Genomic DNA, 843 nt, shown 5'->3' with positions numbered 1-843 from the left:
TGAGCTTTCAGGTATCCTTTTTTCTATCATACTTTCTGCATGAAGGAAATCCCTGGTTTTCCTGTCAAAATTAACACACTAGGTGGCTTGTCTAATCACTTAGATAGATTTATATCATTGTACCTTGAATCAGACTATATATGTCCATCCAGGGGAAACGCATCTTATCAATAAGGGCAATTAAATCTCAATAATGACCAAAATATTCGCATTAACGACCACTTATTGACAATATTTTAATCCATCACTATGACCATAAAAAAATCGGGGTAGATATAGCGAAGCTGTCACCAGGGGCAAGATAGGCTGAAAGCCTTACTGTGAAAGACTCTCATAAGAAGAACACTTCTTTGTAACTTTTTAGACATCAAACCATAGTCTCAATCGGCAACCGTTCATTCATATCCAAGCGAAAAGTACCATAAGGATTAACATGAGCCCAAATCAAAGGAGAAAGAGCGCGTAAATCCTCCGGCTTCATCAACTTCATCCACTGAGGTTGTGATAACACCTGTTCAATCATCAAAGTATTAACATATACCAAAGAAATTTGCAGCAAATGTAGGGACAACACCGCCAATTCTTGGTCTTCCAAGCGATTTGTCGCAATCTCCCCACCTTTGCCATAAAAAATAAAACTATTCGCACTATTCCAATTTTCCACCACATTTAATCCAGCATTTATCTCCTGTCGCAAATCAACAGAATGCAGATATTGACACAAAAATATAGTCTTAACAGCCTTACCTAATTCCGCCAAAGCTTGATAAGTAGGGTGCAATAAATTGCGTAGTTTTTCACTCTCCCCCCACTTTCGAGAGTTTATAGGGTAGGTAGAAGTAG

1 protein-coding gene is annotated in these 843 nt (G+C 38.2%); it reads right to left on the bottom strand.

Annotated features, from left to right (window positions below):
• Positions 1–367: 367 nt before the first annotated feature.
• A partial coding sequence (locus tag FJR05_RS12710) for a Tn3 family transposase (protein WP_168644449.1) occupies positions 368–843 on the bottom strand: 476 nt, incomplete at its 5' end.

Source organism: Dolichospermum sp. UHCC 0259, from assembly GCF_009711935.1.
Taxonomy (GTDB): Bacteria; Cyanobacteriota; Cyanobacteriia; order Cyanobacteriales; family Nostocaceae; genus Dolichospermum.
The sequence above is the reverse complement of the archived record's forward strand: the minus strand, read 5'-3'. Positions and strand labels throughout refer to the sequence as shown.